Source organism: Agrobacterium sp. Ap1, from assembly GCF_017313375.1.
Taxonomy (GTDB): Bacteria; Pseudomonadota; Alphaproteobacteria; order Rhizobiales; family Rhizobiaceae; genus Neorhizobium; species Neorhizobium cellulosilyticum.
The window spans coordinates 90,030-116,555 of sequence record NZ_JAFLMY010000006.1 but is presented as its reverse complement, the minus strand read 5'-3'; the positions used below and the strand labels follow the sequence as shown (position 1 = coordinate 116,555).

Sequence of the window (26,526 nt, the reverse complement as noted above, 5' to 3'; positions counted from 1 at the left end):
GCGGACAACGCAACAACCCGCCATTCGACGATGCCATCGTGCGAAGCGCAAGAGAGAAAAATCCAACTGATTCTAAATGGGGGATAATTGGTCGGAATGGCGGGATTCGAACCCACGACCCCTTGACCCCCAGGAAAATACGCAAATCCCGAATTCCCCAACCACAGCAGTGGTTTACGCGGCACCACGCTTCGGTGTTCGGGACTTTTTCGGGACTTTGCTACCAGCTGGCTGCGCCTTGTGCAAGTCTTCCATGGCTGCCGCGACCTCTTCATCCAACACATGGGCGTAGCGTGTCGTGGTCTTGAGGTCCGCGTGGTTGAGGACTTTCTGAACGGTTTTCAGGTTTCCGGTTGCCCGCAAGAGCTTGGTGCCCACGTCGTGTCGGAAGTCGTGAAAACGCAGGTCGACGAGGCCGGCATCCTTGCGCAATTGCTTCCACTGCGTCTTCAAGCCGGAATATGTGACAGGGTACCGATCGCCGCGGACGCGAGCCTCGCCGTCGCCCTTGTAGGAAGCGTCGGATTTCCGAGCGCGCTGCGCCTGGTAAGTGAATACGGCTCGCGGGTGATGGCCTATCAGTGGCCGCAGGATGTCCCGGACCTTGCTGGTGATCGCCGTCTTTACGAGGCGCCCGCCTTTCCCTGTTCTCACGATCCACCCCGTCTGCCAGTTGACCATGGGCCATTCGATCAGGCACTCATCAAGGCGAAGACCGGTTGCCCGGGCGAAAGCGAAGACCGGCGCGTAGTCCGGTCGCATGTGAATATCGATAGCTCGGGCTTCCTGATCGTGGACCTCTCGAATTCGCTCACCGGGTTCCTGAAGGAAGTGCTCTCGCCAGTCGGGTTCTTGCGGAAACGAGTATTTCCACGTTTTTTTTGCCCTTGTGAAAAGCTTTTTGAGAACCAGCACCGTCGATCGATTGACGGTCGCGGCAGACACGAACTTCATCGGCTTCCCGTCTGCCGTCTCCGCTCGCCCCCATGCGGTCTGGGATCTACGCCACTGCACCAGTGTCGCAACGTGAGAGTCCGTAATGTCGTTCAGCAGGGTATTGGGGCCGAAATAGGTTACGAGCCTGGCGAGGTCGGTTGATGTGGTGTCGGCATTCGCGTGTAGCTGACCCTTTTCCAGCCAGTATCGGTCAGCAGCCGCGTTTATGGTGAGTGGGCCGCCGGTGGCATTCTTGGCGGCCTCGATCTGTTTGTTGGCCTTTTCCTTCTCGTCGCGTTCTACTTTTTCCGCTTCTCTTCGAGAAGTTTTTCCCGTCGTTCCAGAAAACCGATTACCGCCACGTTGGAAGTCAAATTGGTAATACGGCGAGTTTTTGGGCTTATAGACGGACATTTTCGCATCCTGCGGCGATTGATGAAGTCGAGAATATCTTTGCGGTCGAAGGCCATCCGCGGCCTTTTCTTGCCGCTGCCCTTCGGAATGAAGGCAATCTCGCCTGCATCGACGTGTTCGCGCAAGACCTTGACGCTGATCGTCAGCATCTCGGCCGCCTGGGCGGGTGTAAGCAGGTCATGGTCCGTCATCGAACAAACCCCTCTGATTTAGGGGCGGCCGCGGGATCGGGTCTCCGCTATCGACAAGTCTCTGCCTCCAGTCGAAAAAGCCGAGTGCGCCTTTGGCCGGGATGAAGTCGACGGCTTCAGAGTCCTGCAGAACCAAGCCCTTCGGGCCGAAAAACCACGGACTGTCGAGGTCGGAGACAACATCGACGATCGTCGTGACGCCGACAATACCGCCGCGCTGCAGTTCCGCGAGCATCGGCACTTCGTTGACGCCAAGGCTCCAGATGAACCGCCGAGCATCGGAGTATTCGTCCCGGGTCATCCCGGCCGAGGCATGGATGCAGACGCGGCCGCGAAATTTGAGGCCGGGGTTCGCGGGTCTCCAATCGCGGTTCTCGACAGGCTTGCCGGCGTGAAGGATGGCCCACGCCCAAGGCTGCCGAATCGATAGGGCAAGTTTCGGGAGGTCGGACCGGAATGTCACAGCCAGATCCTCCAGAAGAAGAGCATCGCCCCGAACCACATGGCGATCGAGCCGGCGAAGATTGCTATCGAGTTGCGAAGGCGATGCGTCATAGGCAGGCTCCTCGGATTGCTTCGCGTTTCGCCTCTGCCATGGTGTTGACGCCTTCCGGCGAGTAGCCGTCGTAAAGGTGCCCGCCATCCTTCCAGCGAACGCGGATGTAGAATTTGTGCTGTGGGTAATCGTGGTCGCGCTCAATCTCGATCGTCGCCCCTTTGTGGGTGCCACGAAAATAGCCGCGCTCTTTGGAGAGAATTCTCATGGCTGCGGCCCCGTCGGTTCTCGCGGCCATGTTCGTTCGATAAATCCGATCAGGGCAGTGGCATCTTCCATCGCCCATGATGGCCCGAACACGGCACGGCAAACCGCATCCTGGTGCTTCACCTGAGACCACGGCAGGTTGCTTTGGTCCCAACCTGACCAGACGGATAGGGTCGATCCCACCTCCCTCGATTGGGATGATGGGTTTTCGGCAGGCTCATAGGTGACATCGAAAATGTCGGGCTTGCAGGGATAAAACTCGCCCTGAACGCCTTTGATGATCCAGTCTCCAACGCTGGCGACGTGCTTTGCCTCGCCGTTCGGACCATCCTCAAGCGTTTTGATGTGCCAGTCCTTGCCGGTGTGGATGTTCTCGAAATCGAACCACTTGTCCTGGGCTACGGAGCTATCGAGCGTCGGAGCGCCGCGCATGAAGGAATAGACCTCCAGCACATTCTGACCTGTCCAGAGGACCGCTTCGATAACGACAGGCTTTTTGCGGTATAGCTTGCTCATTCGACCAGTCCCATCATTGCGCGTTGGTGGATCATCATGGCGATGTTGCTGACATCGACCGGGTCGCCCTTGTGGATGTGATTTTCAAGGAGGCGGAGGAGCCGCAGCATGGTGCACTGTTCAGGGTCTTCCCAGCCGGAATAGCCCTCGTCTCGCTTCTTCGCGAGCTTCGCCTTCATGGCGGCAACAAAGCGGTCTACGGCGATATCGTCAGGGTGCTCAGCCATTGCCCTGGCCCTCCCCCGTCATTTGCGTCTGGTGCGATGGGTAGGCATCAAAAATAAAAGGTGGGATGAAGACGCGCTTCGGGCCGAACCCTTCGGTGAGAAATCCATCCAGAGGCCATTCCGAAACCGTGTCCGAGCCTTCGGTAAAGCGTGTCCTCACGACACCGTTCTCGACCGACACAACCTGGTAGACTTCGAGATCCGCACGGCTCGTCGTGTAATAATCCTCCGCCTTCGGTTCCCACGAGGCTCCCTGGTAGAAGCGATAGGCGAGGGCAGCGAGTTTCTGCTGATGGGTAAGTTTCATTCTGCGGCCTCCTTGTATTCGATGAGATGCTGGCAATTGGCGGCGACAAGAGCTGCCGCGACCGGCGGCGATACCGAGTTGCCGACGCACGACACCTGGACGTTCTTGGGGAACGGCCTGCCATTGGCGTCCGCATCAATCTTGTAGTCGGCCGGGAAGCCCTGAGCCGAGTAAAGCTCGCGCGGGGTCAGCATGCGCATGCCAATATCGACGATGACGAACTCAGCCTCGCCTATGGTCAGTGTGACGAACTCGCGATCATCCCAGAAGCCGTAGGAGCGGAGGAACGCGGCAACCTCTCGGGCGCGGTCATGTTGGTCAGGTGTGAAAGGCGGCGCAACTAGTGATGCCTCTACATGGCCGTGGCGGTCCTTGGTGGTGATGGTCCGGCAAGGCTGGTCTTCTTCGCCGCCGTCGCCAGTGCCATAATATGCCTGCATGAAGGGTGCGATGAGAGCCGACTTATTGACGCCGGCGGTGACCGTTGCCGACGGCTCGTCGACGCCATGGCCGATGCTCGCGCCGAACTGCCGGGATACGAAAGCCGAGACGACGCCCTGCTGCGCGCCGGTCGCGGTCACTGTTGACATCGGTTCGTCCGCAGCGCGGCCGGGATTGACACCACCGACCCGACGGCTGTCGTTGTTGTGCTGCGCGACGAAGACGGCGGCAGTGCAGACGTCCGCCTTGGCGGTAACCGTTGCCATAGGTTCGTCGGCGCCACGCGGCCGGCTCTGTCCAGCGCGACCGCCGCACCCTACCAGCGTCGGGACGATGACTGCAGAATGGCCGCCACCTGCCAATACGGTCGGGTGTGGAGCGTTTGCCGCGCTGTCGCGTCGGTCGCTGCCCTTCATGCTCATCAGACTAGGAGCGATCATGCCGAGGGGTGCCGCACCCCCAGGCTTCTTGATGTAGCTGTTGGCCGTGACTGTCGGTGCGGGCTCATCCATGGCCGACCCGGTCGCACCGGTGTTGAAGCGGGTGATGGAAGGCGAGATGACAGCCTTTTCGCCACGGTTCGCGCCCGTGATCGTATTAAATGGCCGGTCAACATCTTCGGTTCGAACGCCATGCGTCAGGTTGACGATGAACGGCCTCGTCGCATCGAGAACGTAGCGTTTCGTACCGCGTGCCACACGCGCCATCGTAGCATCAGCCAGCGGACGGATCGCACGAAGGCCATGCTTCTGCATGATTTCGTTGGCGGTATCGAAGATCGAGGGGCAAGGCAGCGACCAGTCAATGATCTCGGCTGCCGTCCGCCAAGGCTGCTTGCGACCGGCGATGACATCGCGATCCGTCGGCGAGCCGTGTGTCGGCTCCGGCCAGACGATGGGCTGACCATCTCGGCGGGCGACAACGAAGAGGCGCTTGCGGATCGTAGGCGCGCCATAGTCGCAGGCGCGCAATTCACGATGCTGGAGCTTGTAGCCAGCGGCCTTCATGGCCTTGCACCACTTCTGGAAAGTCTGGCCGCGACTGGCGGGGCAAGGCATCAGGCCGCGCTCTGTTTCGATGAGCGGACCCCATTCCTTCCATTCCTCGACGTTCTCCATGATGATCACGTCAGGCTTGGCGCGCTGCGCCCATAGGACGATTACCCATGCTAGGTCGCGGATGTTTCTCTCGACCGGCTTGCCGCCCTTGGCCTTGGAGAAGTGCTTGCAGTCTGGAGAGAACCAGGCGAGGCCGACATGCTTGCCGGCGACGTGGTCGAGCGGATCGACCTTGAAAATGTTCTCCGACAGGTGCAGCGTATGGGGATGGTTTGCAGCGTGCAGCGCCAGCGCATCGGCATTGTGGTTGATGGCGATGTCAGGGGAACGGCCAAGTGCCATCTCGATGCCGGTAGAAGCGCCGCCGCCACCTGCAAAACTGTCGACGATTAATGGAGAAGATGTCTGTATCATCGATCGCTCCTCACACCCGCATCGGCATCAGGACGATAAGGTTTTCAGCGTGGTCGCCGTCGGCGCGGAAGATGGCCGGCGAGCCCGGATCTCCGAGCAGGACGCGCACCGTGCCTTCGCCCAGCTGGTCGAGGGCGTCCGTCATGTATTTTCCGTTGAAGCCGGTCTCGAGCTCGATCTCGCCCTCGAATGCCACGTAGTCTTCGGCATTGCCGGCGTCCGGGTTGTTGACGGCGAGTTTCAGCATCTGCTCGGCAAAGGTGAGCTTGATGGCGCGGCCGCTCGATGAGACCGTCGACACCCGGCTTATCGCCGCGGCTAATGGCTTGCCTTCGATCTCGACGAATTGCTCATGAGGCGGGATGACCCGCTGATATTCGGGAAAGGTGCCGTCGATCAGCTTCGAAAGAAGAACCATATCGCCGATGATCAGCCGGATCTTGGCGTCCGAAATCTGCAAGATGACGTTTCCGTCTTTTGGCAGATGCTTTGCGACGGTCTCGACGGTTTTCTTCGGGATGATGATGCCCGGCATGTCCTGCGGCGCGTTTTCGACGCGGACGAATTGCTTGGCCAGGCGGTGCCCGTCGGTCGCCACAAGCTTGATGCCACCCTCTGCCGCATGGAAATAGATGCCGTTCAGGTAATAGCGGGTCTCTTCCGTCGAGATGGCAAAGCTCACGCCGGATATGGCCTTGGCCAGTGCCTGCGACGGCATCTCGACAACGAACGGTAGCTCGCCCGCTGCCATCGACGGAAAGTCGGTTGCGGGCAGAACCTGCAGCCTGAACTTCGACCGGCCGGATTTCACGGTGATAGCGCCCAGGGCGTCGTCGTCTGCCGTCACTGCCAGATCCGCGCCGTCCGGCAGTTTGCGGACGATATCGCTCAGGAGGTGAGCAGGCACGGTGAAAGGCTTGAACGAAGCATCGACGTCAGCCTTGAAGGGGACGGTTGCTTCGGTGTCGAGATCAGTGACGCGAGCGGCGAGCTGGCCACTGCCAGCGTTCTCGATCAGGACGTTTTGAAGGATCGGGATCGTGTTGCGCCGCTCGACGACGTGGCCGACCAGTTTCAGGGCGTCAACAATGGCGGATTTTTTGGCGGTGAACATGATAATCCCCGATAGAGGTGAGAGGCGGCGCGCGGGGCGCCGCCCGGCGGGTGTCAGGCAGACATTTCCGGCTTGCCCTGGAAGGTGGGCAGCTCGGTCGCTGCCTCGGCGCGCAAAAGCGAACGCTCGACTTCCTCGGTGATGTACTGATCGGGTCGGTACAGCTGGTAGAACCAGACGAGGGCGCCAGCTTTGACGCGGTAGCGAAGACGCACGGGAATGCGGACAGCCTCGCCGCGGAAGAACGGCGGCAACCTGATGATGAAGAGGCTCGGAACGTTCAGCTTCTGGCCGTTCTGGTCCTTGTGTTCTTCCTCGAAGGTGATCTGTGCCTCGCCGGAAGCGAGCGTCACCTGGTTGACCACGCGGGTTTCGGCGTTGACCTTCAGACCGCGGGAAAGGGTGAAGATCTCGTTCGGGTGAGCGACGCGGCCGCCGAGTTTTTCCTTCCAGTCGATTTCTTCCGCTTCGTGCGGGGTGGCAAGTTCGGCGATCCGGTCCTCGATGAACTCGGCGAATTCAGACTGGCCCATGGGCTCGCCGTTGAACTTCACCCAAGTCTGCCACTCCTCGGAAAGCGGGAACGGGTAGTGCACCCGATGCTTGCCGTTGTTTGCGGGACCGTCGCTGGCGATGTCGTGATAGTCGATGACGCCGGTCAGTGACGGCTTCTTCCAGTCGATATCGGCAAAGATCGCGCTGTGCTCGGTCTTATGCCGGTCGACGAGGTCAATGAAGCTTTCGAGCGTGTTGACGATTGCCGTGCCGACCTTGCGATCCGGCTTCTGTCTCCATTCGTCGAACAAAGACTTTACGCTGCGCGCTTGGCCGTTGGTCGAATCCAGAAGGATCGGAATGGACTTCGGAAGGCCGGCTACTTCCGGGGGATCGATATTGATGGTGACGACGTCGGCCTGGTGGGCGAGGTCGGCAATGGCCTTGACGGCGGTTTCGGATAGCTGGTCCACGAGGATTTTCCTTCAGGGCTGGAGAGTGATCAGGAGGTGAGGGTGGAGCGTCCGCGATCGATCTCGCGCGGACCGCCAAACATGTCGTTTTGCTGGGGATGCTCGGTCGACAGCCGGCCGCCTTCGACGACCCAGTAGACCGACGTCTTGCGAGCCAGCTTCGGCAGCTTCGGCGGCGCAAGTTCCGCGTCGATCTCGACCATGCCGTCCTTCACGGCCAGCTTGATCTTGATGTTGATCTCGCCCTTGAAGGTCGTTTTCGGCCGGTCGTTGGACAGGTCGTAGAGCTTCTGCAAGACCTCGGCGAGCTGCGTCGACGCTTCGTCGTTCAGCTCCCCGCCTTCCAGCATTCCCATGAGGGACTGCACGTCGCGAATAAGTTTCATCTTCTCTCTCCGTTAAAAAGGGATGTCGTCGTCGAGGTCCTGCGAGCGCGTGCCGCCGGTGGAAGACGAAGATCGTTGCGAGCCTGAGGATGAGCCGGCGGCGCGGTCCGGGTCGTAGCCGTAGTCTTCGGCGCCATTGCCGCCCTGCTGGTAACCGGAGCCCTGAGCGCGATCGAGCAGCTGCAAAGAGGCGTTGAAACCCTGCAGCACGATCTCGGTCGAGTATCGGTCGTTGCCCTGGTTGTCCTGCCACTTGCGCGTCTGCAGCTGGCCCTCGACGTAGATCTTCGAGCCTTTCTTGACGTACTGCTCGACGACCTTGCAGAGACCTTCATTGAAGATGACGACGGAGTGCCATTCGGTCTTTTCGCGTCGCTCGCCGCTGTTCTTGTCGCGCCAGGTCTCCGAAGTCGCGAGGCGAATGGTGGCGATTGGTTTGCCATCCTGCGTGCGACGGATTTCGGGATCGGCTCCGCAATGGCCGATGAGGATCACCTTGTTGACTGAGCCGGCCATCACGCAGCCTCCGTCGATGACGGTTCGGCGGTGACCGGCCAGCTGATCACGACGCCGACGAAGGCGGTGGCGAGCATCAGTATTGCTCCAGCCTGCGTTGCGGCGCGCTGATCACCTTCGATGATCCGTTCGCAGAATTCCATGACGGCCACGAAGTCGACCGGATCGACAGCGGCGCTGCCGTCAGCATCAACGAGCGCGACCGCGCCGGAGGTGAAGGAGCGCTCGAGCGGGCTGTAATCCTTGCGGACGCCGCCGGTCAGAGTGCCGCCTTCATCCGTCAGGCAGATCTTGCGGCCAGAAACAGGGAAGGTCTTGATCGGGGTAACGCTGATTTCCATCACGCGCGCTCCTTCTCGCGAACGAGCTTCGCCTTGGTGATGATGCCGTCATCGGCGCGCTTCGCATGCTTAGTGGCCGAGACGCTGTCCTTGGCCGGAATGTTCATCTTGGTTCCGTCCTCAAAATGGACGCGGAAAATCGTGCTCATGCGCGAGCCCTCCTTGCGGATATCGCGGCGGCTGAATGCTGCGCGATGGTCTCCGGGCCGGCCAGGTGATGGAGAAGCGCCAGAAACTCTTCTTCGGATTTCCCCGGACCCCATATTCGGATCGCCCCAACTGTCTTCGGTCGCTCGGAATCCGGGAATTGAGTGGCTGCGCGCGCGCCGAACAGATCCATCGCCTCGGCCCGGCACATGCGGTCATCCATGGCCTTCACGACGCGCCTCTGCCGCGCTGTCCAGAATTCGGGCAGAGGCAGGTTCGCAGCCGAATAAACGGCCTCATCCCAACGAGATTTCAGGCCTTCGAGAGCCTGCTCAAACGCGGCGGCGTGCTGAGAGCTGAAAGCGCGGGCGAGATGTAGCGACAACAACTTCTGCACAGGGCGGACGATGTCGCCGAGAGCCCATTCATGCGCGTCGTGCAGGAGGAAGAGCGCGGCTTCAAGGTTGGTGCCGCGCTCGTTAATGACCGCCTTGGCGCCCATGACGGAATGCTGCGCAACCGAGATGCCACGGCCGTTGAAGCGATTGATGCCTGAAAGGCCTTTGGCAACTTCCAGAAAGCAAACGCTTAAGGGCGCCGGCGTCGCGAGGTCGAACACTGTACCGTCGGAATTAAAGCTCCAGACGGGTTTGCTGCAAAGCTGGGGGATGGCGACAGGTGCGTTCATAGTCACACCTTCGTCGCGGCATAAAAGGCGATGGCGAAGACGACCGCAGCGGACAGCAGATAGGACAGCGCGCGGTTATGGATAGCAACGCGTTCCCCCAAAAGATCGACAATATCCTTCGAGGCAGGGTATCTTGCTGAAGGATGTGTCTTGAGTTGGAGGTGAGCGTCATGAGCATAAGGAAATGGGGAGTGTCGGCCTTCGTGTCGCTCTTTGTGATTATTGGAGCGCATCCTGGCTACACTGATACCATCCAGAGGAGCATCTTCGACGGCTGCACCACTGGTAAAATCAAATATAAGTCCATTCTGGACAGTTGGTACCGTCAAGGCGTCCTTAGAGGGATCCGATATGGTGATGGTGTCGCCACCGTGAGTGTAGATTCCAGACGATGGGAGGCTGCCTCGCGGGACGCGCAGATATCGATCGGCATTTCTGCTTTCTGCACGGTCATGGATGGCCGAGGGAAAGGATCGGTTTTCGTCGAAGGAGGAAAGCAGGAGCGCCTTGGCACCGTTACGGACGGAAATTGGTTCAATCCCTAATCGGTCCGGATTCTTGGTCGGGGTGATTTTTGCCATGCTTCTCATGACTAAGCCCCCGCAATCTGGCGCGTCGACTGTCGACGGGCCATTGCCACGGCCTTCGGACCGATGCGCTTGACTACATCGACGGAATAACCGCGCGAAGCGAGCGTCTCGTTGGAAACGTTCTGGCCTGCAAAGGCCAGCTCGCGCATATCATTCGCCATGCGCTCGGTTACCGTGCGGAAGCAGCGGCCTACTGGCTGTGTGATTTTGGGGGCGGGTTCAAAGCGGATCATTCCAGCTCTCCAGTGAGTACTGAAATAAACGTGCAATACGCACATTTAAAAGTCAACCACTAAAGTGCGTAACGCACATAACCTCTTGACTGGGGTAGCCAGATTGGGCTTTGAATGTGCGCGGCCGATCGAGGAGAACGTCGTTGACGGATCAACCTCTCCTTAAAGGGGTCTAGTTTAGGCTTTAGTGGGTACTTTAGGAGAATCATCATGGCTGACACATCCATCGAGTGGACCGACGCAACGTGGAACCCGGTTGCGGGATGCTCCATAATGAGCGCGGGATGCACGAACTGCTATGCGATGAGGATGGCGGCTCGCCTTGAGGCTATGGGCGTCGATAAATACCGTGGCCTGACGAGGAAGTCGGGTGGGCGGGCCAAGTGGACGGGCCAGCTCTATTTAGACGAGAGAGCTTTAGCTATACCATCGTCATGGTCGAGGCCACGTAACGTGTTCGTTAACTCGATGTCAGACTTGTTCCACCCCGACGTTCCGGTGGAGTTTGTGAGAAAGGTGTGGGCTGCGATGGCGCAGACACGACGCCACACTTTTCAGATTCTCACCAAACGTCCCGATCGCATGTCGCTCGTCCTTAGTGACGGCTTCGACGTTCTACCTAACGTCTGGCTTGGCACTAGCGTAGAGGATGGCCGAGTACTTCATCGCCTGGATGATTTAAGGCGGGTTCCGGCTGCTATACGCTTTGTTTCCTTCGAACCACTCATCGGTTCTGTCGCCGGTGGACGGCTAGAAGGAATCGAATGGGCAATAGTAGGTGGGGAGTCCGGGCCGAAGGCGAGGCCTATGGACCCGGATTGGATTGACGAGATATTTGAGATGTGCGCTGAGAGCCGTTCCGCGTTCTTCTTCAAGCAATGGGGGGGAGCGAACAAAAAGGCCGCCGGCCGCTCCTATAAGGGTAGAACTTGGGATGAAATGCCGGCAGCTGCCGCTTAAAATAGTTCGCCTTGGGTATCTGTTTTAGCGGCGACCTTCCAGAATTTGTGAGCAAGGTCGTGGCTGGCGACTAGGAGAAGCCAATACAAATGCTGCTCCTGCTCTCCTTTGAGAAGCTTCATGTCAGCTGAAGCGTCGATCCCCACGTTGGCAACCAGGGATTTCCAGTGGTTGATAAGTTCGACCCGAATTCCCTTTTGTGCTCGCGCAGCATCGATTGCGTCCTTCCAGCCAGGCGCGAATGCATCGAAAGCAGATGCGTCAGCTCTCAGGTTTCTCCCCAGGTTGCGTTGGAGGTCCATCTTGCTTAGGTGGACTAGGATGTCCATGCGCTTTCGCTTTGCCAAGGTCCTGAATATATCGAAATTGAGAACGCCAAGGTTGTAAGGGTCGAGGAATGCGAAATGTAAGCCATATCCATCAAGGCGGCTCACTATCAGTCTAGTCGTGTCTACTGCCTCGCCGACAAATGCCTCGACAGGAGCGCCTGCCGCGGCGAGGCGTTCCGCTGCAGCGTTTAGCCGCGTTTCGTCTTTGTCGGCGATAAAAACTTTGGAGAACGGTGCGCCGCCCTCAACACTCTTTCGCCAAGCCGCGACACAGCTCCCGTCAATGAATTCGCCTTTTCTTACCAGGGCTCGTCCTGGGCCGCAAAACACATCGATGTAGGTCGCTCCGGCCTTTCCTGGGCCAATAAACTTACCTCGCGCGCCGCGAGATATATCAATGTAGCGACAGAGAAAATCGTGCTTTTGCTTCGCCCATGGTCCTACGTCCTCCGCTGGCAAGCCGTCGTCACCGTTGACGAGATTACCCATGCTCCCCCCTACATGTTACGCCATTCTTCGCGCGGTATTTTGAATCTGTAGGGTGACGCCCAGTCCACGACTACGTCCTCGATATCTCGAGCGTTCGAACTAACGAGCGTGAAGAAACCATCGCTTGAGCCGCGAGCAAGTCGCTTTATAAACATTCGACCATCGTTGAGCCTTACTACACACATTCGCCCGAGCAGCGAGTAGGGGTCTTGCCCATCTTGGTGATATCCAACTAGATCTCCATCCTCGAAAATCGGCATTTGGGAGTCGCCGCGCACAATAACTCCGCCTGTGCCGGGCTTCACGGGAAAATCGATCTCCACGACTTCTAACGGTTCGTGTTCGAAGTCGTTGTAAGGTGATATTTCTGCGCCAGCACCCACATAGCCATAGACGCCAACCTCTGTTGCTGGGCGACCATCCGTCGGGCCGGTTCCTTCACCCGTGAGCAGCCATCCGGCGGTGACCCTGTAGGCTTTAGCGTATTTATCAACTGCCCGATGTATGCCACGCGTCCCATTCTCGTGCTGGATGTACGTGTCGTACTTCCATCCGAAGAAAGTCGCAGCCTTCTTTGCATCGTCAAACCCACGTTTAATCCGTGCGAGTTCAAGGCGTTTCGCGGTGTCTGGCCTATCATCGTAATCCATGGTGTGCAAAAAGCACGAAAGCGATGTGCGTTTCGCCTTGACATTGCGGCGTGCGTTATGCACATTCTGCGTCATGAACGCCATCGAGATCAAAGCTCTTCGTGATAAGTTAGATTGGACGCAAGCCCAACTTGCCGAATATCTGGGCGTGGACCGATCAACCATTTCCCGCATGGAGAATGGTGGAAAGGTTCATGGGCCAGCTGCAAAGCTGTTGTCCTCTTTGCGTGATCGATATGTTTCGTCAGAGGCCGCGGAATGAAGCGCCTATTGCAGACTGTCATCGCCGGCCTCTCCCAGAATCCTCGGCTCCAGCCGATCGAGATGCTCCAGCGCCATGCAGGCGAGGGACTGCGCTTCCCGGCTGGGGCTTCGCTGCAGGCTTTCCATCCGGAAGCGGACGTTGTCGACGATGCCGGCGCGCATATGGCGCTCATCGTCGAAGTCTCGGCTTACGATATGCGTCAGATCGACGACAATCTGCTCCAGGACGGCGAAGTTGGCGATCATCGAGTTGAGAGCAGTTTCGCTCATGGTGGTTCATCCTCTCGTTTGTATGCCGAGTATCGGCGGTTTTGCACTGAGACGGGGAGGCGGCCATTTGCTCTGGCCTGCGGTCCGCCCTGATCTGCTGACCCTTTGACAATCCTCCTTTTTTTCACGTCCCGCCACGGGACATTTCGGTCCGTTGTCCCGGGCCGGGACTAGGTTTTTTGCGTTTTACGAGGACCCGAAATGCACGATCCATTCCAGCCCCGCATCAAGGCCGCGCAGAGAGACCTCATCGAGGCTTGCGGAACCGTTCGCCGCATCGAAGAGAAGTTCAATTATTCGAAAAGCCAGGTCGGACGCTGGGGCGACGCAAAGGCGCCCGACCTGATGCCGATCGATGCGATCCGCCGGCTCGAAGAGGATTGCGGCATTCCCTTCGTCACCTCGGTCATGGCCGAAGTAACTGGCCGCCGTCTCACCGATCCGGAAACAGAGCGCGAAGCCGCCGTCTGCGTGATGCAGAGCCATGCCGATGTCATTCGCGAATTTGCCGAGCTGTCAGGTCAGATGGCGCTCGCCTTTGCCGATGGTCACATGACCCCGGCAGAAGCGACCGTTGCCGATCGTGCCGCAGCGTCGATGGAAGAGGCTGCCCGCCAGCTTCGCAATTCGTTGGCTGTCGTGAAAGCCGCCGGCGGCGTGAAGGCTGGTCTTCGGGTTGTAAGCGGGGACTAGGCTGATGGATGTCGTCGAGCGCCTTCGTGATGAGAATGAAATGCTGCGGGAAAAGCTGCGGCAGCTCGAAGACGTTCTCAAGCCGGAAGTAAATGCTCCTGAGGGATGCCATCTGACACCGTCCGAACTGTTGATCTTTCGACACTTGAGCCTTGGCCGGCTTTCGAGCCGCGATAACCTTCGCAGCATCCTCTACTCCGACCGGGTCGATGAGCCTGACACCTACAATATCATCGATGTCTTCATTGTCAGCCTGCGCAAAAAGCTTCGTCCGTATGGATTCGCGCTGGAAACCGTCTGGGGCCGCGGATGGAAACTTGTCCGCCTGCAGGAAGAGGCGGAATGAGCGAGCCTATTCGCCTTGTGATCGTCACCGATGACGCGAACCGTGCAGCGCCGGCCATCTTCGGCATGGCGCTCTCGCTCCTTCCTGCCTGGGTTCTGGTGATGACCGACTGGCAGGAAATTGCGGCTTTGGAAGAAGGCGCGCCTTGCATGGCGCTGTGGTTCCAAAAAGGCGGGTTCGTGTCTCTGGCGGAGACCACATGGCGCGAACGTCGGCAGGACGTAAGGCTCGATGATGATTTCGGCCACCATTTCAATCGCGTAACAGCCTGGCTCGACAAGCGCGATGAAGCTGATCGCCAGGCCTTGAAACGTGCGCTCGAGGATGTCGCCGATCAGGAAGGTGTCGTTTCCTTCGACGAGCTCGTTCGGGTGCAGGCCGCAAAAAAGGCTGCCGAGACTTCCTTGGTCAAGCACTTCCCCAAACCCTCGAAGTGGATCTGATGATGAAAGAGAAAGTGAAATTGCTCCTCATTGTCGCCCCAACGAAATTGGAATGCCATGCGACCGCTAAGGAATTCAGTCTGGATTTCCTCAAGGTCGACCGGATGCGGTTCATATCGAACCCATATCACCTGAGGGGATGGTCGCGCGGTACGCCGTTCATCGCGCTCAACCGTTCGGTTTGGCCTGAACTGCTCGACAAGGCCCTGGATGCTCTGACCATGAGCGGACAGCTCCGCATCGCCAATGACCGCGATCTTTCGGAACTCGTCGATGATTTTTCTGCCAACGTGCCCGCGCAGCGCGCTCGCTTCGCTACGGGAGCGCGGATGTGAGCGACATTATATCCGATTTCATCAAGCGCGCCTCTCTGTTGCCTGTATCGGATGCGGTATCGCGGCTTCAGCTCAAGTTGCCACGCATCGTCGATGCGGGAATGCCTTGCCCGAAATGCGGCGGAAAGGACCGGTTTGCGGTCAACCCGAAGAAGGGTGTCTGGAACTGCCGAAGCTGTGGCGGTGGCAAGACCGGCCTGGGTCTCGTCGGCCATGTGCAGGGGTATGATCTACACAACAGGGTCGATTTGCTCGAGGCGTCGTCGTTCCTTCTCAATGAGAGCATCCCGGACGGCGGGGAGCGCGAAAGCGCGGCCGACCGCGCCGCGAGAGAGGAAAGACTTCGAGCCGCACTGGAAAAAGCTGAGCGCGATCGGGCCGATGAGGATGCGCAGCAGAACGCCTTTCGGGAAAAGGCCGTCATGCGCGCCCGTGGCATTTATCTCGGTTCATCTGCCGCGCCATCCGAAGGTTACGACATTCTTGCCGAATATCTGTATCGCCGCACAGGTTTCAGAATGCCGGCCGGCGTATATGAGAATATCAGGTTCAACCCGCGGCTGACCTATTGGAGCGACCAGCGAGACGACCGAGGTCACCAGATCGAAATCCATTCCGGATATGCGATGGTCGCTCCGTTCGTCGATCTGGATTCCAGGATCACAGGTTGCCACCAGACGTGGATAGATCTGTCCTGCGCGCCGAAATTTCGGCCGCTGCTGGGCATGGACGAAAAAGGCCAGCCTTTCCCGACGAAAAAGATGAGGGGAACCAAGGCTGGATCCCTTATTCCGGTGTTTGGCGACCTGTCCGCCTGCCGTTGGGTCGGGGGCGAAGGTATCGAGACTGTTGCGGCGATCGCCGGGTACGACGGATTCCGAATGGACACGTTTTATTTTGCGGCCGGCGACCTGGGAAACCTTGCCGGTCCATCCGACGGCAGGATTGCGCATCCGAGTTTGACCAAAGCCGACAGCGCCGGTCGCATCCGTCGCGTCCAGGTGCCGGGTCCTGTTCCGAAAGCTGCCGTGGCAGACTGCGTGTCCATTCCAGACCATGTGACGTCGCTCGTTTTGCTCGCTGATGGCGATAGCGAATTTTTCTTTACCGCAAATGCCATGGCCAGAGCCAAGGCGCGCGCTGCCAAGGAAGGCCGTTCGATCGGCGTTTGGTGGCCGCCGCCCGGATCGGACTGGGCGGGCGTATTTGCAGGAAAACCGGGGATAGAGATTTAAAGTGCAGGACAATTTATCGACTGACATGCCGGACGGTCTGAAACAGATCATGCAGGAAGCAATGCTCCAGCGCGGTCTGGATGACCCCGAAACCCCACCCTCGCAAGATGATGAGGGCCATACTGTCGACGACAGTGGCCTTATACCCCCAGAGGGGGAAGAGCTTAAACGTGTGCTCGAATTCTGCGCCGGGCTCGATCACTCCGATACCGATAACGGCAAGCGCTTGTTGCAGCATTTCGGGCAGGACCTGCTGGTCGTCTCGCAGGAGAAGGCGAAGACGGCTTTGTTCGCAGTCTGGACGGGCACGCACTGGGATATCAGCAACGGTGGCCCAAAGGCACTCGCGATAGCGCAGCAGCTCGGCGACCGCATCATGCTCGAGCGGATGTTCATCAAGCCGACCAATGATGAGCAGCGCGACATCGATGCCGGAAAGCTTGCTGCCGAGGCCGACGAACGCGGCGAGGAAGTTGCGGTTCCGGCCAGGCGGTTGATTGCAGCAAGAGAGAAAGCGCTCGACGCCTTCGGCAAACGTGTGAAGCGCCGCATGGATCATGGCGTTTCATCGAAAAACATTGCTCGTATGAACGCCGCGCTGACCTGCGCCGCGCCGCATGTGATCCGCTCCCCAGACGATTTCAACGCCGATCGCATGAAATTTGCGACCACCAACGCGACGCTTTCCTTCGAGCGGAAGATGGAGCGGAGGCAAAATCCGAAGTTCGTCAGCCGCGAGGAAACGCCGAATGTGCCGGAAACGATTGACGTTTGCGTCGAGGCGAATGTCAAAGCCAAGCGCGGGCATCGTCGCGAGGATCTCATCACCCATGTGGCGCCGGTGGAATACAAGCCGCGTGCCCAGTGCCCGCGCTGGCTAAGGTTCCTCGAAAACATGCTTCCCGACAAGGAAGTCAGACGGTTGGTGCAGGTTTCTTCCGGGCTCGGCCTGGTCGGAATCACCGTGCAGTATCTATTTTTCCATTACGGGGACGGTGCAAACGGTAAATCCGTCTACATGGAAACGATTTGCCGTCTGCTGGGGGAGGTGGCTGTTACCCTGCCTGCAACAAGCTTGATCGGGGAGAGCGGGTCGTCAGGCGGTGCTTCTCCAGATCTGGCCCGCCTTCTCGGTCGCAGGCTGTTGCGGGTGAAAGAGCTTCCCGAAGGCGAGGACCTGAAAGAGAACCTCGTCAAAGAGTTGACTGGTGGCGAAACGATCACTGCTCGTGACCTGTTTGCGGGATATATGGATTTTGATCCGATCTTCGTCGTGATCATGAGCGGCAATGGTTACCCCAAAATCTCGGGCAATGACGATGGCATATGGCGACGCATGGCGGTCGTTCATTGGCCGGTGAAGGTGCCGGAGGCGGAGCGGCGCGAATTCGAGGACATGCTCTCCTATTTCCGTGAGGAGTATCCGGGCATCTTGAATTGGCTGATTGAAGGGGTGAACATCTACCTTAAGGAAGGGCTCGTCATCCCTGACGCGGTGCGCAGCGCGACGCAGGAGTATCGAGACGATATGGACCGGACCTCTTCGTTCGTCGCTCGATGTATTGTCAGAGATGAGACTGCAGAGCCATTACAGGCGAAATATCTTTACTCTGCCTATTGCAGGTTTACCGAGGATGAGGGGGGCAAGCCCATCAACGTGACGGCCTTCGGGCGAGCCATGGGCAAGAAGTTCAAGAAAGACACCACCCAGCGGCTGCACTTTTACAATGGAATTCGCCTGCGTGATGTGCCAGATGCCCCAGGGCACACGCCAGAGCCGCCGTCGGGTCGCTTCGCGTCTGATGAGCCTTTCCCAGATGACTTCCATTGAGCCCCGTAACCCCACCCGCTATCGCCAGCGGCCTCCAAACTGGCGAAATCCTTGCGACAGTTGCGATAGTTCTGGCGACAGTTTTGCGACAGTTGGGGTGGGGTTTGGGGTGAATGAAATCAATGGCTTGCGATAGTTGCGATAGTTTTCACGCGCTATACGTATGTAAAAACGGGGGGAAGGGGGAATAAAAAATCTCTACGTAATAGGGAAAACTATCGCAACTATCGAACGCATTGAAAACATTAAGCAAAACTATCGCAGAAACTATCTCTAAACTATCGCAAACTATCGCAAAGGCTCTTGGACATGAAAACCGTAACAATCAAGCAGCTACTCAACTGGGCTTTTGTGCAGGAATTGCCGAAGATCGGCGCTCCAGAGCGGATCAGCGGCGCGGCGGCGCCATCTTCCTGGGATGTTCTCTCTGACGTCATCACACTCGGAACGATGGTCGACAAGTCGCCAAACATGTTCGGGGTCGTTTCGTCCTACATTTACGAAGGCGAGCCACATGCAGACGCAATAATGGTCGGGGAGGCTGTTAAAGATCTTTCAGAGCGAGATTTCAGCATACCCGCTGGTTGGAAGCCCTTCCCTGAATGGGCTGATGAGCGCGGTCTGGTTCGCGATGAGGTGGCACGGATCGTTGAGGCTGAATGCGGAAGAGGTGGCCGGATGAATGGACGCTACATCGTCCAGATGGTCACGACCTCGGCTATCCTGGGTCGCGGCCCAGATTGGACAGTCGATTTCGAGCCAAAGGAAATTGCTCTGACGGTGAATGGCAGCCCGGCATGGTTTGTCATGCGCCAACAGCGTGATCGTGCGGGTAAACTGGTTTCCTATGAGGACAATGGTTACGATCAGAAAAAGCGCCGCCAGAAGCCGGGCGCATACCGCAAATACAAGCTCGATATGCCCATCAGGTCCGCCGTTGTCTCTCGCCTCGAATGGCAGCTGTGGGTTTCGGCGCTGGAATCACTCCATCTCGCTCTCTCCGGCCGCCTTTCGGACCATGATATCATGCCGTTCTTCCCGAACAGGGCTCCGTGGGCGACCATGGAAAAAGAACGTGTGGATTTGTAAGTGATTGAAATTGTTATTAAATATTTAACGAAAAGGTAATTGACTTGCGCCGGGTGTTTGGAGCATATTGAGCACACTGTAAAAGGTTAGACAAACCCGCTGGCGGAAACGCCCGGCGGGTTTTTTGTTTCCAGTCGTAGGAGGCAGCCATGAAACCCGTCGCTGTAATGGCGACATTGCAGATGAAGGGTCGCCATCATGATTGACGCGACCGTCAAATTCGACCTGACAGGCTTCGACCGATACCTGAGCGATGTCGAGCGCAACAGGATGCCAAGCGTTATCCGCAATGCGCTGAACGATACCGTGAAATCTGGCCGGCTCGAAGTGCAGAAGGAAATGGATCGGGTGTTTGATCGCCCGACGCCTTATGCAAAGCGCGGTGTGATCTATGACGCGGCCACGAAAGAGAACCTGAGGGCTGCGGTCGTTGTCACTGGTGACAGGACCAAAGGTGCATTGCCTGCCACAGCGTTTCTCGGACCGCAGATCGAAGGCGGTCACCGAAGCCATAAAGCTTTTGAGAGGCAGCTCATCCAGCGTGGCTTGATGAAGCCGAATGAGGTTGCTGTGCCATCTCGCGAGATATCGCTCGACCGTTATGGCAACATGACCCAGGGTTTCATCAATCGCTTCATGGCTGACCTACAGATCGATTACCGCGGGGCAGGTGCAACGCGGGTAAGATCGGATGCATCGGTCAAGCGGAACAAGAACTATCGTTCCGCCCGGTTCTTTGTTCCTAAAAGGGGATCATCTCTGTTCCCTGGCGTTTGGCAGCGTGACCCGAGTACGAAAGACATCAAGCCCGTCGTGCTCTTCCTCAGGAGGGAAAGCTACCGCATACGCTTGAAGTTGCGCGATGTGGTCGAGCGTCATGCCAATGCTGAAATGCCTGCGAACTTCGAGAAGCACTTCAATCGCCTGATCAGACCGATAGGTTCTTGATTGACGCTGAATCTAATTAGTTGATGTTGCTCGACCAAGAATTTGTTCGAAAGACCGGAGCAATTGTAGGCATCGGTCGAGAACTTCGCCGTTTGTGCTCTGTCCAAGGAAGAAACCGTTTATTTCTCCGGGAAGGTCGTTGAACTCTTCGAGTGTCGCTAAGCCAAGCGTTTGGGCAAGATCCGGGTGGAACACAAGAATAGCATTTGCGGACCCTTGGACCTTGATCAGGGACTGGATAAACCTGCCAAATAGCGTGTTAAACTCGATGTTCTCTTGGGGCGTTAAGAGCATCGGTGAAGTACCAAAAGAGAATAATCTCGAAAGCACAGGTTTATCCTGAACGTCTTTGCGAGATAGAATTCTTATAAGTCTGGTGATCGCGTCTGCCCCTTCTTTGAGCCCGTCCTCAAGCTGGTCTACGTGCGCATTTGGAAGAGGGGCTGCCGTTCCCAATTTGTTTGGCATGTACATTTTGATCGCCTGAGCGATCGCCGCGAAGGATGCCACCACACAGGCGGCGGTATTGATGATCGTCCAAGGATCTGGATCGACCAATCTCTCTCCACTCTCGTTTGTCAAAGGTGTTCCCCATGTATTTCGATGTAGCGATAACCGTCCTGATCACAGTCAACACGACGGTGACCCTGGTCAATTTCTATCTGATTACAAAGGGAAGATAGACCATGGCAATGCCGCCTAGTCGAGTCGAGGGAACGGCATCGTGAGGGCCGAGGTCGCTTAGATGGGGAGGGCCGGGGCGGCCGATCGCGGGTCCTTCCTGCAGAAACCGCCCCTGCGGATATTTGGCACCGCGTTGTGTCAGCAGTCTGAGCCGAGTTTTGAAGCCTAAACTCAGAGCCTAAACTAAATAGCTGGTAAAGTTGAGCCTAAAATGACCATCGCCACCGAGACGATGAGCAAGGGCGATTTCGCCGCGTTCATAGGCATCACAGCGGGGCGCGTCTCGCAATACATCGCGCAGGGCAAGATCAGCGCGGACGCCCTCGACGGCGAGGGCCGGAAGGCCAGGATCAGGACAGCCGTTGCGATTGAGCAGCTGAAGCGGAACCTCGATCCTAGCCAGCGTTTTGGGGCGAATGGGTTTGCACTTCGATCCGCCACGTCGGCCATTGAGCCGCCGACGGTGCAAGTCGAAGAATTGCCGCTCCCGATCTCGGCAGAGACGGCGAAGCCTAGGCTTCCTACGCCGACACTGACGCCGCAGATGGACGAACTCGCCGAGCTGCGTATTCGTCAGGAGCGGGTCAAGGCGGAACGCGCCGAGCGGGAGCAGATGCTCGACGTTGGCCGCTACATGCTGACCGATGATGTCCGGCGGGAAATGGCGAAGGCTGTGGCGTCAGCCTACGCCGTCATGGAACAGGGCCTGCAGGATATGGCTGCCGCGATGGCGGAGCAGTTTGGCATACCCCAACGAGATGCCCAGCACGCTCTGGCGAAGTCGTTCAGAACGGTGCGCGCCAATGCTGCCGCTGCGTTCTCGGCTCAAGCCGACGATGTTGCGGAACATGTCGAGGATCAACCGGAATGACGATCCTCTTCAATCCGGCGCGGATGGCCTATCAAGAATTGGCGAAGGCCACCGAGCCACCGCCGGCCGTCGACTACCTTGCCTGGGCAAAAGAGAACATCGTGTTCTCCGAGCGCATATCGGCCATTCCCGGCCGGTACCGTGAGGACAAGTTTCCGTTCTTCTCGGAAATCTTGCGGGCGCTGTCTCCGGAAGATCCATGCACAATCGTCACGCTTGCCAAATCTGCGCAGGTCGGCGGAACGGTGCTGGCGAACATCTTCCTGCTCGGGACCACGGCGCTGACGCCCTGCGATTTTCTTTACGTCCACCCGACGGAGGAAAACGCCAGTCGTTGGTCGAAGCAGAAGCTGATGCCGTTGCTGCGCGAGACGCCGGCTGTCCGGTCTCTGTTCTCGGAATCGAGCCGCGATGGCGGAAATTCGATCCTTTACAAGGAACGGATGGACGGGCGCGGCGCCTTGCAGGCAGCCGGGGCAAATTCGCCGGCCGGTCTTTCGATGATCTCGCCACGACGCCAGGTCCAGGATGACCTTGCGAAATGGTCGATGAACGATGCGGGCGACCCTGAGGTCCAGGCCGACAGCCGGTCGAAAGCGTTCTTCGATCGCAAGGTGTTCAAGATTTCGACGCCGCTGATCGCGCCGGGATGCCGGATCTCGGCGAACTATCTGGATGGCACTCAGGAACGCTACCACGTTCCTTGTCCGCATGAAGGTTGCCACGAGCTGCAAGAGCTCAAATGGGAGAACATGCGTGACCACCTCGAGGTGGATCATCCGGAGAAAGCACATTTCTGCTGCGAAAAGTGCGGCAGTGAGATCTACGAACACCATCGTTCATGGATGATACGTCCAGAAAATGGTGCGAGGTGGGTTGCGAAATATCCCGAGCGGGCGCGTCACCACAGGTCGTTCCATATCTGGGTGGCCTATTCGCCGCTCGAATCCTGGGAGGCGATCGCCCGGGCGTGGTTCAAGGTCCAGTCTGGCGGGCCAGACGACAAGGAAAAGTCTGCCGGCGCCGAGCAGGTGTTCTGGAATGACTGGCTCGGTCTTGCATTTGAAGCCGAGAACCGTGCCATCGCATGGGAAGATCTCCGCGATCGTGGAGAGGAGAGCGGCTTCAAGCGCGGCACGGTGCCGGCTGAGGCTCTCGTCCTGACGATGGGTATCGACGTGCAGGGCGACCGTGTCGAGTGGCTGCTTCGAGGATGGGGACGAAACAAGTTCAGTTGCGTTATCGACTGCGGCAAGATCGACAGCACCGCTGGCAATCAGGCGGCGCTTTCCGAGCGGCGGGAGCATAGCGGTCACATATCCGAGCCGGAGGTGATTGCTGCACTCGATCGGCTTATCGCTCGCGAGTGGACAGACGACAACGGCGTGAGGCGCCCGGTCGACATGGTCGGTATCGACGGCAATGCCTACACCGAGGATGTGTGGATGTGGGCCAAGCGTCATCCGCGGTCCCGCGTCATCATGGTTCGCGGTGATGGCCGAGAAGCCGCTCCGATGCTTGTGCAGGTTCGCGAGTACGACAAGCGCGGTCGGCCAAAGAAACAGAAGTGGACGAGCCGGTTTTACAGCTTCAACGCCTCGGCGATGAAGATGGGGCTTTATCGCGACTTCAAGAAAACAGAACCTGATCAGACCGGATACGTGCGGTTCGCTCGCGGTCTCGGTGACGACTTCTATCAGCAGGCGACATCGGAAGTTCGGGTTCTCGAAAAGAGCCGGAGCGGCCATCCCCGCCCGGTCTGGACGTTGCCGTCGGGGCAGCGGAACGAAGCGCTCGACATGATGAACCAGGCCCGCGCAGCCGCCATCCGCATGGGCCTTCCCTACTGGGGCGATGAGGAGTGGGACACGATTGCCGAGAGGTTGGCGAAAACAGAGCCGCCGGCGCAGGGCGATATCGAGGACATGCTTACCGGTGTGCAGCCCGCGTCCCCGCCGGCGCAGAAACAGGAACCTCGGCAGCTTACCGCCGCCGAAATGATGCAGCGATTGAACAGGTGAAATGATGCAACGTCCGACCACGCCGGAAGAGACCGCGCTCTATCAGTCATGGTTGACGCAGGCCAAGACTGCGCTCCACCAGCTCGCAATCGGCAAGAAGACCGTCACCCTGTCTTACAACGGGGAGACGATCACTTACGACAAAACCGATGAGGGGCGGCTTCGTCGCTACATCGGTGAACTTGAAGTCGCGTTGGGCATCGTGTCCTGCGTTCGTCGCCCGGGAGTGCGCGCATGACGTCGCCCATACTCGACCATACCGGTCGACCGATGCAAAAATCGGGGATCACGCAGCGTGGTTTTAACGGCGGGAACGCCTGGCAAGCATCGAGCTACAGCCATCCGGACATGGCGGACTGGATTCCGCGTTCGGTCTCGGGCCAGTCGGCACTGTCGCAGGAGCGGGACACGATCGTCGATCGTGTGCAGGATATCGCGCGTAATGACGGTTGGGCTTCGGCCGCTCTGTCCCGGCAGCTGGATGAAGTTATCGGTTCGGGGTGGGATATTGCCGTCGACCTTCGCGAGAAGGCGCTCAATCTCACCACCGACGAGGCTGACGAACTCTCGGACCAGATCGAGGAAGCCTGGACGGATATCGTCTATGACCCTGGTTTCTGGATCGATGCGAAGCGGCAAGGCCCGATGTCTTCCGTTCTCGGTCGCGGCTATCGTCATCGCATCGCCGATGGTGAAGCGTTGGCCGAGATCTGCTGGGATGAGGGCAGGGGAGGACCCTTGGCCACCTTCGTCAAGCTTATCGACCCAGCACGCCTTTCGAACCCGTTCGATGAGGCTGACACTCTGACCCAGCGTGATGGCGTCGAAATCGACCGCTATGGCGCGGCCGAGGGCTATTGGATCAGGACCCAGCATCCGGACGACGATTATGTCTGGGGCTCCGGATCACCGGAATGGGTTCGGGTCGCGCGTGAAACCGAGTGGGGCCGCCCGGTCATGGTCCATGCCTTCGAGGCCGATCGCGATGGCCAGTTCCGCGGCGTGCCGCCGCTGGCACCTATCCTGCGAAAACTGCGCCAGATGACGCAGTACGATGAGGCCGAGCTTAAGGCGGCGATGGTGAATTCGGTTCTCGCTGCGTTCATCACGTCGCCAGGTGATCACGGTGAGATTGCCGAAGCCCTGACTGACAAGGAAGCGGCTGAAAGACACCGGCAGTTCACTGCTGATAGGTTCGGCGCTTACACCGCCGCTCCGCCGAAGATCCCGGCCGGCATGGCGCACTTCCTTTACCCGGGTGACCAGGTAACGCTGACCCAACCAGGCCACCCGAACAGTGGGTTCGAGGCCTTCTTCCGCGCCTCGTTGCGGAACATGGCCTCTTCTATCGGGCTCACCTACGAGCAGCTGACGATGGACTGGAGCCAGGTGAACTATTCGAGCGCTCGCGCTGCGATCCTCGTCATCTGGCGGGGCCTCACTGCTCGTAAGGACATGTTCGCTGCGCAGTTCATGAACCAGGTCTATCGGGCCGTTCTCGAAGAGATGTTCGATCGCCGGATCATCAAACTGCCGCCGAAGGCTACTTCCTTCGAGGCTGCGCCTGCGGCCTGGTCGCGTGTCGACTGGATTGGGCCTGCTCGCGGCTGGGTCGATCCGGAGAAGGAAGCCAAGGCCGCCGGCCTGCGGATGGACCTCGGCATTTCCAGCCTCGAGCGCGAATGTGCCGAGCAGGGGCTCGACTGGAAACAGGTTGCCCGCAAGCGGGCACGCGAGCGCCGCTTCCTCGTGTCGTTGGGGATCAACCCGGATGCCAGCAAGCAGAATACGGCGCAGCCGCAGCAGCCCGCGGGCGAAACCAATGACGAGCGCGATGCTCGTGAGAACAGAGAGGCCGCATAATGAACTATCCTCAGGTCGCGGCGCAGCTGTTCAATCGGCCGCTTCTGGCTCATCGCGGTCACGCTCAGGCACTCGCCCAGTCGATGGCGCCTCGCATTTTCGGCGGTCAGGTTTCATACGCAGGTGAATGGTCCGCCGGCATCGTCGGCGAGCCGCTGCGCGAAGAGCGTGACTGGAATGGTGAGCGTGTCTATCAGGGCCCGCGCATGGTCGATGGAAGTCCGGTTGCCGTCATCGAGGCAGAGGGAGCCCTCGTTTCCAAGGGGAAATGGATCGGTGCGCTGTGTGATGCAACATCTTATGAAGGAATCCATGCCCAGATTACCGACTGCCGCCGAAACAGCGACATCAAGGCTGCAATCCTTGAGGTGGACTCCTTCGGTGGATCCGTCGCTGGTGCTTTCTCTTGCGCCGACGCCATCCATCGTCTCGCCCAGGAAAAACCGGTTCTGGCGGTTCTGACCGATCACGCGTGCTCGGCGGCCTATCTCCTTGCCTCTGCGGCATCCGCGATCGTCATGCCGGCCACGGGGCTGGCCGGTTCGGTCGGGGTCATCATGCTGCACGCCGATTTCTCCAAAGCCTATGACAAGGCAGGGATCGTGATAACCCCGATCTTCTCCGGTGCGCACAAGGACGATTATTCGCCTTTCCGCGCACTCGATGAGGACGTGTTCAATAAGGCGAAAGCAGAGGCAGACACGGTCAGGGACATGTTCGTCACCGCTGTCGCACGCTACCGCTCGGGGCGCATAGACGCGAAGCAGCTCCTGGCGACCGAGGCCGACACCTACCTTGGCGCCGATGCTGCGAAGATCGGCTTGGTCGATGAGATCGCCGATCCACTGCTCGCGGCGGAAGCCTTCGTCGCAGAAGTCAGCCGCAAGGCTGCATAAGGCCGGTCTTCCGGTCTCCATCGCCCACCAGACCCGGGCTCACCACCAGAAAGGAAGCG

At 58.6% G+C, this 26,526-nt stretch carries 36 protein-coding genes; 15 read left to right on the top strand and 21 right to left on the bottom strand.

All coding sequences use genetic code 11. From position 1 onward, the window contains the following. Nucleotides 1–174: 174 nt before the first annotated feature. The 17 genes from JZX87_RS14140 to JZX87_RS14060 form a co-directional block, all read right to left on the bottom strand. A complete protein-coding gene (locus JZX87_RS14140) occupies nucleotides 175–1,350 on the bottom strand; it encodes a tyrosine-type recombinase/integrase (RefSeq protein WP_206826327.1) in 1,176 nt (391 codons plus the stop codon). Next, nucleotides 1,236–1,541 (bottom strand): helix-turn-helix domain-containing protein, encoded by a 306-nt coding sequence (locus JZX87_RS31790; RefSeq protein WP_206826325.1) that lies wholly within the window; start codon nucleotides 1,539–1,541, stop codon nucleotides 1,236–1,238. Before JZX87_RS31790 ends, JZX87_RS14140 begins: the two co-directional genes overlap by 115 nt. After that, nucleotides 1,528–2,004: an ASCH domain-containing protein gene (locus JZX87_RS14130; protein WP_206826324.1), complete on the bottom strand. Its 477-nt coding sequence runs from the start codon at nucleotides 2,002–2,004 to the stop codon at nucleotides 1,528–1,530. Before JZX87_RS14130 ends, JZX87_RS31790 begins: the two co-directional genes overlap by 14 nt. An 88-nt stretch (nucleotides 2,005–2,092) precedes the next feature. Continuing rightward, nucleotides 2,093–2,305, bottom strand: coding sequence for a hypothetical protein (locus tag JZX87_RS14125; RefSeq protein WP_206826322.1), 213 nt, complete (start codon nucleotides 2,303–2,305; stop codon nucleotides 2,093–2,095). Then, complete coding sequence (locus tag JZX87_RS14120) at nucleotides 2,302–2,820, bottom strand: hypothetical protein (protein ID WP_206826320.1); 519 nt, start codon at nucleotides 2,818–2,820, stop codon at nucleotides 2,302–2,304. The genes JZX87_RS14125 and JZX87_RS14120 overlap by 4 nt, the downstream gene beginning before the upstream one ends. Beyond that, nucleotides 2,817–3,047, bottom strand: a complete 231-nt coding sequence (locus JZX87_RS14115) for a hypothetical protein (protein WP_206826318.1) — start codon at nucleotides 3,045–3,047, stop codon at nucleotides 2,817–2,819. The genes JZX87_RS14120 and JZX87_RS14115 overlap by 4 nt, the downstream gene beginning before the upstream one ends. Further along, nucleotides 3,040–3,354, bottom strand: coding sequence for a hypothetical protein (locus JZX87_RS14110; protein WP_206826316.1), 315 nt, complete (start codon nucleotides 3,352–3,354; stop codon nucleotides 3,040–3,042). Before JZX87_RS14110 ends, JZX87_RS14115 begins: the two co-directional genes overlap by 8 nt. Then, a complete protein-coding gene (locus JZX87_RS14105; protein WP_206826314.1) occupies nucleotides 3,351–5,267 on the bottom strand; it encodes a DNA cytosine methyltransferase in 1,917 nt (638 codons plus the stop codon). The genes JZX87_RS14110 and JZX87_RS14105 overlap by 4 nt, the downstream gene beginning before the upstream one ends. A 10-nt stretch (nucleotides 5,268–5,277) precedes the next feature. After that, entirely contained in the window at nucleotides 5,278–6,381 is a 1,104-nt protein-coding gene (gene dnaN / locus JZX87_RS14100; RefSeq protein WP_210349046.1) for a DNA polymerase III subunit beta, read from the bottom strand. Nucleotides 6,382–6,434: 53 nt separating this feature from the next. Beyond that, nucleotides 6,435–7,349 carry a DUF2303 family protein gene (locus JZX87_RS14095; protein ID WP_206826313.1) on the bottom strand — a complete coding sequence of 305 codons (915 nt, stop codon included), beginning with the start codon at nucleotides 7,347–7,349 and terminating at the stop codon, nucleotides 6,435–6,437. 29 nt (nucleotides 7,350–7,378) lie between these two features. After that, entirely contained in the window at nucleotides 7,379–7,735 is a 357-nt protein-coding gene (locus JZX87_RS14090) for a YfdP family phage-associated protein (protein ID WP_206826312.1), read from the bottom strand. A 12-nt stretch (nucleotides 7,736–7,747) separates the two neighbouring features. After that, nucleotides 7,748–8,251, bottom strand: a complete 504-nt coding sequence (locus tag JZX87_RS14085) for a single-stranded DNA-binding protein (protein ID WP_206826311.1) — start codon at nucleotides 8,249–8,251, stop codon at nucleotides 7,748–7,750. Then, nucleotides 8,251–8,592 carry a hypothetical protein gene (locus JZX87_RS14080; protein ID WP_206826310.1) on the bottom strand — a complete coding sequence of 114 codons (342 nt, stop codon included), beginning with the start codon at nucleotides 8,590–8,592 and terminating at the stop codon, nucleotides 8,251–8,253. Before JZX87_RS14080 ends, JZX87_RS14085 begins: the two co-directional genes overlap by 1 nt. Beyond that, nucleotides 8,592–8,741, bottom strand: a complete 150-nt coding sequence (locus JZX87_RS14075; protein ID WP_206826309.1) for a hypothetical protein — start codon at nucleotides 8,739–8,741, stop codon at nucleotides 8,592–8,594. Before JZX87_RS14075 ends, JZX87_RS14080 begins: the two co-directional genes overlap by 1 nt. Further along, a complete protein-coding gene (locus JZX87_RS14070) occupies nucleotides 8,738–9,427 on the bottom strand; it encodes a hypothetical protein (RefSeq protein WP_210349045.1) in 690 nt (229 codons plus the stop codon). Before JZX87_RS14070 ends, JZX87_RS14075 begins: the two co-directional genes overlap by 4 nt. Nucleotides 9,428–9,429: 2 nt before the next feature. Continuing rightward, on the bottom strand, nucleotides 9,430–10,008 hold the full coding sequence (locus JZX87_RS14065; RefSeq protein WP_206826308.1) for a hypothetical protein: 579 nt from the start codon (nucleotides 10,006–10,008) through the stop codon (nucleotides 9,430–9,432). Between the two features lie 11 nt (nucleotides 10,009–10,019). Then, a complete protein-coding gene (locus tag JZX87_RS14060) occupies nucleotides 10,020–10,250 on the bottom strand; it encodes a hypothetical protein (RefSeq protein WP_206826306.1) in 231 nt (76 codons plus the stop codon). Nucleotides 10,251–10,460: 210 nt separating this feature from the next. On the opposite strand from JZX87_RS14060, the gene JZX87_RS14055 reads away from it, so the two are divergent. Then, on the top strand, nucleotides 10,461–11,210 hold the full coding sequence (locus JZX87_RS14055; protein WP_206826304.1) for a DUF5131 family protein: 750 nt from the start codon (nucleotides 10,461–10,463) through the stop codon (nucleotides 11,208–11,210). Here the strand turns inward: JZX87_RS14055 and tcmP are convergent. Beyond that, nucleotides 11,207–12,028, bottom strand: a complete 822-nt coding sequence (gene tcmP / locus JZX87_RS14050) for a three-Cys-motif partner protein TcmP (protein ID WP_206826302.1) — start codon at nucleotides 12,026–12,028, stop codon at nucleotides 11,207–11,209. The two genes, JZX87_RS14055 and tcmP, sit on opposite strands and share 4 nt — an antisense overlap. 8 nt (nucleotides 12,029–12,036) lie before the next feature. Then, nucleotides 12,037–12,753 carry a S24 family peptidase gene (locus JZX87_RS14045; RefSeq protein WP_206826300.1) on the bottom strand — a complete coding sequence of 239 codons (717 nt, stop codon included), beginning with the start codon at nucleotides 12,751–12,753 and terminating at the stop codon, nucleotides 12,037–12,039. Here JZX87_RS14045 and JZX87_RS31785 point away from each other — a divergent pair. Next, on the top strand, nucleotides 12,677–12,940 hold the full coding sequence (locus JZX87_RS31785; RefSeq protein ID WP_353654196.1) for a helix-turn-helix domain-containing protein: 264 nt from the start codon (nucleotides 12,677–12,679) through the stop codon (nucleotides 12,938–12,940). The genes JZX87_RS14045 and JZX87_RS31785 overlap by 77 nt on opposite strands. A 5-nt stretch (nucleotides 12,941–12,945) precedes the next feature. Here the strand turns inward: JZX87_RS31785 and JZX87_RS14035 are convergent, their stop codons facing one another. Further along, complete coding sequence (locus JZX87_RS14035) at nucleotides 12,946–13,212, bottom strand: hypothetical protein (protein ID WP_206826296.1); 267 nt, start codon at nucleotides 13,210–13,212, stop codon at nucleotides 12,946–12,948. Nucleotides 13,213–13,413: 201 nt separating this feature from the next. Between JZX87_RS14035 and JZX87_RS14030 the strand changes: the two genes are divergently transcribed. From JZX87_RS14030 to JZX87_RS13995, 8 genes are all read left to right on the top strand, one after another. Further along, nucleotides 13,414–13,905: a hypothetical protein gene (locus JZX87_RS14030; RefSeq protein WP_206826294.1), complete on the top strand. Its 492-nt coding sequence runs from the start codon at nucleotides 13,414–13,416 to the stop codon at nucleotides 13,903–13,905. A 4-nt stretch (nucleotides 13,906–13,909) separates the two neighbouring features. Continuing rightward, nucleotides 13,910–14,251 carry a helix-turn-helix domain-containing protein gene (locus tag JZX87_RS14025; protein ID WP_206826293.1) on the top strand — a complete coding sequence of 114 codons (342 nt, stop codon included), beginning with the start codon at nucleotides 13,910–13,912 and terminating at the stop codon, nucleotides 14,249–14,251. Then, the gene (locus JZX87_RS14020; protein WP_206826291.1) at nucleotides 14,248–14,694 is read left to right on the top strand and encodes a hypothetical protein; all 447 of its coding nucleotides are present in this window, start codon (nucleotides 14,248–14,250) and stop codon (nucleotides 14,692–14,694) included. The genes JZX87_RS14025 and JZX87_RS14020 overlap by 4 nt, the downstream gene beginning before the upstream one ends. Further along, on the top strand, nucleotides 14,685–15,029 hold the full coding sequence (locus JZX87_RS14015; protein WP_206826289.1) for a hypothetical protein: 345 nt from the start codon (nucleotides 14,685–14,687) through the stop codon (nucleotides 15,027–15,029). Before JZX87_RS14020 ends, JZX87_RS14015 begins: the two co-directional genes overlap by 10 nt. After that, a complete protein-coding gene (locus JZX87_RS14010; RefSeq protein WP_206826287.1) occupies nucleotides 15,026–16,264 on the top strand; it encodes a DUF7146 domain-containing protein in 1,239 nt (412 codons plus the stop codon). Before JZX87_RS14015 ends, JZX87_RS14010 begins: the two co-directional genes overlap by 4 nt. A gap of 1 nt (nucleotide 16,265) precedes the next feature. Continuing rightward, complete coding sequence (locus tag JZX87_RS14005) at nucleotides 16,266–18,095, top strand: DNA primase family protein (protein ID WP_353654195.1); 1,830 nt, start codon at nucleotides 16,266–16,268, stop codon at nucleotides 18,093–18,095. Between the two features lie 309 nt (nucleotides 18,096–18,404). Next, the gene (locus JZX87_RS14000; RefSeq protein ID WP_206826285.1) at nucleotides 18,405–19,184 is read left to right on the top strand and encodes a hypothetical protein; all 780 of its coding nucleotides are present in this window, start codon (nucleotides 18,405–18,407) and stop codon (nucleotides 19,182–19,184) included. Between the two features lie 198 nt (nucleotides 19,185–19,382). Continuing rightward, the gene (locus JZX87_RS13995) at nucleotides 19,383–20,132 is read left to right on the top strand and encodes a hypothetical protein (protein WP_286194625.1); all 750 of its coding nucleotides are present in this window, start codon (nucleotides 19,383–19,385) and stop codon (nucleotides 20,130–20,132) included. Between the two features lie 12 nt (nucleotides 20,133–20,144). On the opposite strand, the gene JZX87_RS13990 is transcribed toward JZX87_RS13995, so the two are convergent. Further along, nucleotides 20,145–20,690, bottom strand: coding sequence for a hypothetical protein (locus tag JZX87_RS13990; protein WP_206826283.1), 546 nt, complete (start codon nucleotides 20,688–20,690; stop codon nucleotides 20,145–20,147). Between the two features lie 337 nt (nucleotides 20,691–21,027). Here JZX87_RS13990 and JZX87_RS13985 point away from each other — a divergent pair, with 337 nt between their 5' ends. Genes JZX87_RS13985 through JZX87_RS13965 form a run of 5 tightly spaced genes read left to right on the top strand, consistent with a single transcriptional unit; the run spans nucleotide 21,028 to nucleotide 26,467 of the window. Next, nucleotides 21,028–21,687 carry a hypothetical protein gene (locus tag JZX87_RS13985; RefSeq protein WP_206826281.1) on the top strand — a complete coding sequence of 220 codons (660 nt, stop codon included), beginning with the start codon at nucleotides 21,028–21,030 and terminating at the stop codon, nucleotides 21,685–21,687. After that, on the top strand, nucleotides 21,684–23,708 hold the full coding sequence (locus JZX87_RS13980; RefSeq protein WP_206826279.1) for a phage terminase large subunit family protein: 2,025 nt from the start codon (nucleotides 21,684–21,686) through the stop codon (nucleotides 23,706–23,708). The genes JZX87_RS13985 and JZX87_RS13980 overlap by 4 nt, the downstream gene beginning before the upstream one ends. A 4-nt stretch (nucleotides 23,709–23,712) precedes the next feature. Then, the gene (gene gpW, locus JZX87_RS13975; protein ID WP_206826277.1) at nucleotides 23,713–23,946 is read left to right on the top strand and encodes a gpW family head-tail joining protein; all 234 of its coding nucleotides are present in this window, start codon (nucleotides 23,713–23,715) and stop codon (nucleotides 23,944–23,946) included. Continuing rightward, complete coding sequence (locus JZX87_RS13970) at nucleotides 23,943–25,571, top strand: phage portal protein (RefSeq protein ID WP_206826275.1); 1,629 nt, start codon at nucleotides 23,943–23,945, stop codon at nucleotides 25,569–25,571. Before gpW ends, JZX87_RS13970 begins: the two co-directional genes overlap by 4 nt. Next, nucleotides 25,571–26,467, top strand: coding sequence for a S49 family peptidase (locus JZX87_RS13965; protein ID WP_206826273.1), 897 nt, complete (start codon nucleotides 25,571–25,573; stop codon nucleotides 26,465–26,467). The genes JZX87_RS13970 and JZX87_RS13965 overlap by 1 nt, the downstream gene beginning before the upstream one ends. Nucleotides 26,468–26,526 lie beyond the last annotated feature (59 nt).